The organism is Actinomadura decatromicini (assembly GCF_008121305.1).
GTDB lineage: Bacteria > Actinomycetota > Actinomycetes > Streptosporangiales > Streptosporangiaceae > Spirillospora > Spirillospora syzygii.
This window is the reverse complement of sequence record NZ_VSRQ01000014.1, coordinates 133303-139585: the sequence shown is the minus strand read 5'-3', so window position 1 is coordinate 139585 and position 6283 is coordinate 133303. Positions and strand designations below refer to the sequence as shown.

Below are 6283 nucleotides of genomic sequence, written 5' to 3'. Positions count from 1 at the left end.
GTTCGGTGGTTTTGGCGGAGGGGAAACACCCGGTCCCATCCCGAACCCGGAAGTTAAGCCCTTCAGCGCCGATGGTACTGCATGGGAGACTGTGTGGGAGAGTAGGACACCGCCGGACACATATTAATGAGAAAGGCCCCGCCGATACCGGCGGGGCCTTTCTCATTTATGAGGCTTGTTACTTATCCAGCAGCGCTTTCGCATAGTTGGAGAGTGAGCGGTTGTAGCGCGGCAGATGGCGGGAGAGCGCACCGAGCGTCAGGGAGACCGCCTCGCGGTCGCGTCCGAGATCGGTGAGCGCCAGCGCCAGGAACGCGGTGACCGCGTCGTCGAGTTCGTCGGAGGCGGCGTCTCGTTCCGCGGTGAGGAGAGCGACGCTTTCCTCCGCCTGGCCGAGATTCCGGAGAGTGCTGGCGAACTGGATGGTCGCCTGGCGCCGGCGGGGGCCGGTCAGACCGGCGGCGAACGCCTGCCGGTAATGAATGGCGGCCTCGGCCTCGTTGCCGATCGAGTCGTGAGCCGAGGCAAGTTCGTACTGGGCCGTCGCGTCTCCGTCCGGGAGCTCGCCGGCCAGTTCCTTGACCTTGGCGAGGAACTCATCGGGCTCGTATTCGTCGAAGGTGTCCCAGAGTTCGTCGATCCGACGTTCCCAGTCCGGCGCCGCGTTGATCATCGCACCAGGATAGGTGCCCCGCGCGAAGCGGCGTCCGTGGGAGCCGGTGCCGCACAGGGGATTCCGCTCAGGTGCCCCGACGTGCGCACTTTCCGTTGAAGCGGGGGTACAACGATCATGCAACGTGCGATGGTGGAGAATTGGACCGCTCGACGAACGTCGAGCGCATGGTCGCGCCGGTGCCAACCCACACACCTCGCACCGGCGCGGCCACCATCGCGACGAAGGCTCAGACCTTCGCCTTCCGGGCATCGGTGCTTCGCCGCCGGGCGGGATCGGGGACGGACCGTCCGGCCAGCGCGGAGAAGGCCAGAGCGGAGAGAGCGCAGGCCGCCGCGGCGACGGGGAGCGGCCCGGAGCCGAATGCGTCCAGGAGCCAGCCGCCGAGACCGGCACCCAGCGCCGCGCCCAGGTACACCGAGCTGCTGACCAGCGCCAGCGCTTGCGGCCCGGCGTCGTCCCCGGCGAAGGCGAGGGCGCGTGCCTGCACGGGCGGCGGCACTCCCCACGCGGCGGCCGACCACAGCACGAGCGGTACGACGACGAGTGCCACGTGCACGGGACGCACCGTCCAGAACAGGGCGAGGCCCGCCATGGCCGTGGTGAAGACGGAGATCGCCAGCGTGAACGTCCGCGCGGGCCCGATGCGGTCGACGAGCGTGCCGCTGAACCGCGCTCCGGCGATGCCCCCGGCCCCGGCGAGCAGGAGGAGGCCGCCGAGACCGGTCGCGCCGACGCCCGCCGCGTCCGCCAGGAACGGGCCCAGATAGGTCTGGAACAGCAGGTTCCCGAGCACCGCGACGACGGCGGCGAGCAGCACGAACAGTAGCCCGGGACGTGCGAGGGGACGCAGCCGCTCCGCCACCCCGGCCGCGGGCGGGGACGGGACGTCCGGCACCGCGACCCGCAGGAAGGCCAGCGCGGCGACGCCCAGCAGGCCGCCCGCGACGAACGTCGCGCGCCAGCCGAACGCGGCGCCGATCCACGTCCCGGACGGGACCCCGGCGACGACCGCGCCGGTCAGCCCGGCCATCACGGTGGCGAGGTCGCGGCCCTGCCGTCCGGGCGGGGCGAGGGCGGCCGTGGTCGCGAACACCGCCGGGAGGACGACCGCCGCGGCGAGCGCCGCCAGCACGCGCAGCCCCATCAGCGCGCCGTAGGACGAGGCGAACGGCACCGCGAGGTTGGCCGCGCAGAACAGCGCCATCCCGGCGAGGAGCAGGCGGCGGCGCGGCCACGACGCGGTGGCGACCGCCGCGACCGGGGCGACGACGGCGCAGATCACGGAGAAGACGGTGACGAGCTGCCCGGCGGCCGCCTCGCCGACCGACAGGCCGCGCGCGATGGACGGCAGCACGCCGACGATCACGAAGTCGTCCGTCTGGAGGGTGAAGGCGGTCAGCGCGAGCGCGGCCAGGCGGAGCCCGCCCGTGGGAGATCGGGTGAGGAGGCGCATGGCCATTAAGGTAACACTCGTTTCCCTATAGGATGGTCGTCCCGGACCCGAAGGAGACGCCAGCCGTGGCCAGGCCGCGCGACCCGAACCGCCGCACCGAGATCCTCGACGCGGTGCTCGACCATCTCGCCGAGCACGGGATGTCCGGCCTGTCGATGCGGCCCATCGCGCAGGCGCTCGGACAGAGCACGCGCGTCCTGACCCACCACTTCGCCGACAAGGACGACCTGCTCGCCGCGCTGCTGAAACGCCTGGACGAGGTCCAGCACGAGCAGTTGCGCGCGACCGAGGGCTGGGACGACACGTCCCGGGGGATCGGCGCGATCGTCCGCGACTCGTGGCGCCGCCACCTCGCGCCCGAGAGCATCGCGCGCACCCGGCTCCTCCGCGAGATCGAGGGGCTCGCGGCGGCCGGGCGGCTCGGCGACCGGGTTCCGGCGTTCCTGACCGATCGGGCCGAGTTCGTCGCCGGCGCCCTGGTCGCGAGGGGACTCGACCCCGAGCGGGCCCGCGTCCACGCCACCTACCTCAACGGCGCGTACGGCGGACTGCAGACCGACTTCCTCGCCACCGGCGACCGGGAGCGCGTCGAGGCGGCGCTCGACGAACTGTGCGCGCTCGCCGACTCATGGACGGAAAACGCCCCCGCGTCCTGACCTCCCCGCCTTGGGTGGAGGCGTCCGATTCGGAGAATGGCTGTTTAGGGTCCAATGTGGCGAAACGCACAGACGCCGGGGCGCGGTGCTGAAAAACTGTCGCGGGCGCGGGGTGCGGGACGCGGGGGGACAGCGCGTCGACGACGACCGCCACGGCGCCGGACGGGCACGCCTGAACCGCGAGGAGTCGAAGCGATGGCGGAGCGGAAATCGGCGGTCCCGTGGCAGCGCGGTCGGCTCGTGTTCGGCGGTCTTTTGTCGATCGTCCTCGGAAGCGTGACGCTGGTCGCGGGAGCGGGCGGCACCAATGGGCGCCTCGCCCTGATCGTCACCCTCGCGAGCGTCAATCTCACCCTGGTCATCGACGCCTTCTTCCGGCGCGAGGAGAGCATCCACCAGGACCGGAAAAGCCTTGAGGAGATATCCGCCGCCCTCGCCATCACGAAATCGCTGGCCGACGCGCCGCCCGCCTGCCACGCCTTCATCCGCGAGATCGCCGAGCAGTGGACGCTCATCGACCGGCGCAACAGCGCGATCCTGCTGAAGCTCCGCGAGGCGCGGCAGCGCGCGTTCACCGAGGAGATGCGCGACCTCGCCAACGGCCAGTCGCCGCTCGGACGGCGGCAGGAGTTCCGTCCCGGAATCCTGCCCGCGCTGATCGAGATGACGGCGCTCAGCGCCACCGGAAACGACTATTGGTGGACCGGCCGCGACACCACCTACCTCGCCACCGAGCGGGCCGCGATCGCCCGGAACGACCTCGTGCTCAACCGGATTCTGGTGCTGTCGGAAAGCGAGGTCGACGCGGCCATGGTGGACGTTCTCCGCGAGCAGCTCGACGCGGGAATCGTCCTGCACGTGGTCATCGCGGAAACGGTGCCGCCGCTGCACCAGAAATGCCTGACGAGCGACCGCGCCCTCGTCACCGACAAGGGCGGGATCGTCGGCGTCGTCATTCCCGGAAACGACCAGGAGGACGCGGTCGCGGACGCCGGTCATTTCACCATCAACGAGGACCGTATCCAGAACACCCGCGACATCCTGGACGCCCTCGCCCCCTACCAGGTCGCCGCCACCGAATTCCTCGAGAAGGTCGCCGCGAAAGAGATCGGCGACGAGGACACCCCGCCGGCGATCCAGGAGGCGCGGAGTTCGTCCCGTTCGCGATGAATGTTCGTCTCGTTCGCGGTGAGTTCGGGCGGGACGCCGTAGGCTGCTCGGGTGGCTGAGAAGTTGTGGCAGATCGAGCCGTCCGGGCCGCTGCGCGGGGACGTGACCGTCCGCGGCGCCAAGAACGCGGTCAGCAAGCACATGGTCGCGGCCATGCTCGGCGAGGGGCCGAGCACGATCGGGAACGCGCCCGACGTCGGCGAGGTCGGCATCACGGCGGGCATGCTGGAGCACGTCGGGATGGGCGTCGAGCGGTCCGACGGGGAGGTCGTCGTCGTCCCGGAGGCGGTGTCCGACCCGAGCATCGACAAGGCGTTCACCGGCCTGAACCGCATCCCGATCCTGATGCTCGGGCCGCTGCTGCACCGGGCGGGGGAGGCGTTCGTCCCGCTGGTCGGCGGCGACCCGATCGGGCGGCGCCCGGTCGACTTCCACGTGGACGCGCTCCGCGCGTTCGGCGCCGAGGTGACGATCGCCGCGGACGGCATCCACGCCCGCGCGTCCCGGCTGGTCGGGACGAAGATCGAGCTGCCCTACCCGAGCGTCGGCGCGACGGAGACGGTGCTGCTCGCGGCCGTCCGGGCGGCGGGCAAGACCGTCATCCGGAACGCGGCCACCGAGCCGGAGATCATCGAGCTGGCGCTGTTCCTGCAGCGGATGGGCGCGCGGATCTCGTTCGCCCCGGACCGGCGGATCGTCGTGGAGGGCGTCGAGCGGCTGAGCGGCGCGCAGACCCGGCTCGACGGCGACCGCATCGAGGCGTTCTCCTACCTGGTCGCGGGCCTGGTGACGGGCGGCGAGGTGCGGGTGCACGGCTGCCCGCAGGACCGGCTCGTCACGGCGATCACGACGCTGGCCCGGATGGGCGCCGAGTTCGAGATCACCGATGACTGGATCATGGCGTCGGCGCCGGACGGGCTTCGTCCCGCCGCCGTCCAGACCGACACGCACCCCGGGTTCGCGACGGACTGGCAGACGCCGCTGATGGTGCTGTTCACGCAGGCGGACGGGATGTCGGTGCTGCACGAGACCGTGTACGAGAACCGGCTCGCGTACGTCCCGGCGCTGCAGAGCATGGGCGCGGAGATCGAGGTCTACGACACGTGCCTGGGCGGTCCGGCGTGCCGGTACCACGACACGGCGGCGCTGCACTCGGCGGTGGTCCGGGGCGTGACGAAGCTGCGCGGCGGCGACGTGACGATGCCCGACATCCGCGCCGGGTTCTCGGCGGTGCTGGCGGCGGCGGTGGCCGAGGGGCCGTCGACGCTGCGCGGCGTGCACCACATCGAGCGCGGCTACCACCGTCCGGTGGAGCAGTTCCGCGCGCTCGGGCTGCCCCTGCGCGCGTCCGCCGCCTGACCGCGGCCGCGTCTCCCGCCGCGCATTTCACCTGGCCATGGCCGAAAGCTACAAGACCGCCGGGGCTCCGGCGGCCACGCTGGAGGGATGAACCTCACTAAGGCCATCGACTTCATGTCCACGCACGCCCGCATGCTCGACCGGCGGCGGTTCGAGCTGCTGACCGGCGAGGGCGACAGGGACGCGCTGCGCGCCGCGCTGAACGCCTACCGCAACCCCGACGGCGGCTACGGCAACGGCCTCGAACCCGACCTCCGGTCGAGGACGAGCCAGCCCGGCTCCGCGCTGCACGCGTTCGAGGTGTTCGAGGAACTGGCGCCGGTCACCGTCCCCGAGGCGGTCGCGCTCTGCGACTGGCTCGAGTCGGTGTCGCTGCCGGACGGCGGCGTGCCGTTCGCGCTGCCCATCCCCGACCCCGCCGGATGCGCGCCGTTCTGGGCGAACGCCGACACTGAGACGTCCTCGCTGCAGATCACCTCGATCGTCGCGGCGACGGCGCACCGGGTCGCGGTCCACGACACGGCGGTCGCGGCGCATCCCTGGCTCGACCGCGCGACGCGCTACTGCCTCGACACCGTCCGGACGAAGAAGAAGCTGCACGCCCTGGAGTTGGCGTTCGCGCTCCTGCTGGCCGACGCCGTCGAGGACGTCGAGACCGTCGAGCTGCTGGGCGCGCACATGCCGGAGGACGGGCGCGTCCACGTCGAGGGCGGGCTTGAGGACGAGATGATGCGCCCCCTGGACTTCGCCCCGTATCCGGGACGCCCGGCCAGGTCCCTGTTCAAGGACGGCGTCATCGCCGCCGAACTCGAACGCCTCGACCGGCAGCAGGGCGAGGACGGCGGCTGGCGCGTCGACTTCGCGAGCTATTCGCCCGCCGCCGAGCTGGAATGGAGCGGATACGCGACCGTGCGGGCCGTCTCGCTCCTGACACGCAACTGACCTGCGACGCCCGGAGCGCGGCGGCGG

6 protein-coding genes and 1 rRNA gene are annotated in these 6283 nt (G+C 71.6%); 5 read left to right on the top strand and 2 right to left on the bottom strand.

All coding sequences use genetic code 11. The features are described from left to right. Position 1 precedes the first annotated feature (1 nt). Positions 2–118, top strand: a 5S ribosomal RNA gene (rrf, locus tag FXF68_RS41085). A gap of 60 nt (positions 119–178) precedes the next feature. Here the strand turns inward: rrf and FXF68_RS41080 are convergent. Together FXF68_RS41080 and FXF68_RS41075 are read right to left on the bottom strand one after the other, a co-directional pair. Further along, complete coding sequence (locus FXF68_RS41080; RefSeq protein ID WP_148768233.1) at positions 179–673, bottom strand: tetratricopeptide repeat protein; 495 nt, start codon at positions 671–673, stop codon at positions 179–181. Between the two features lie 229 nt (positions 674–902). Then, complete coding sequence (locus FXF68_RS41075) at positions 903–2129, bottom strand: MFS transporter (protein WP_148768232.1); 1227 nt, start codon at positions 2127–2129, stop codon at positions 903–905. A gap of 65 nt (positions 2130–2194) precedes the next feature. Between FXF68_RS41075 and FXF68_RS41070 the strand changes: the two genes are divergently transcribed. The 4 genes from FXF68_RS41070 to FXF68_RS41055 all read left to right on the top strand — a co-directional run bounded on the left by FXF68_RS41070 (position 2195) and on the right by FXF68_RS41055 (position 6256). After that, positions 2195–2785 (top strand): TetR/AcrR family transcriptional regulator, encoded by a 591-nt coding sequence (locus tag FXF68_RS41070; protein ID WP_148768231.1) that lies wholly within the window; start codon positions 2195–2197, stop codon positions 2783–2785. A gap of 195 nt (positions 2786–2980) precedes the next feature. Next, positions 2981–3955, top strand: a complete 975-nt coding sequence (locus tag FXF68_RS41065; RefSeq protein WP_148768230.1) for a hypothetical protein — start codon at positions 2981–2983, stop codon at positions 3953–3955. 51 nt (positions 3956–4006) lie between these two features. Then, positions 4007–5314: a UDP-N-acetylglucosamine 1-carboxyvinyltransferase gene (murA, locus tag FXF68_RS41060; protein WP_148768229.1), complete on the top strand. Its 1308-nt coding sequence runs from the start codon at positions 4007–4009 to the stop codon at positions 5312–5314. Positions 5315–5401: 87 nt separating this feature from the next. After that, complete coding sequence (locus tag FXF68_RS41055; protein ID WP_148768228.1) at positions 5402–6256, top strand: hypothetical protein; 855 nt, start codon at positions 5402–5404, stop codon at positions 6254–6256. The last annotated feature ends 27 nt before the right edge of the window (positions 6257–6283 follow it).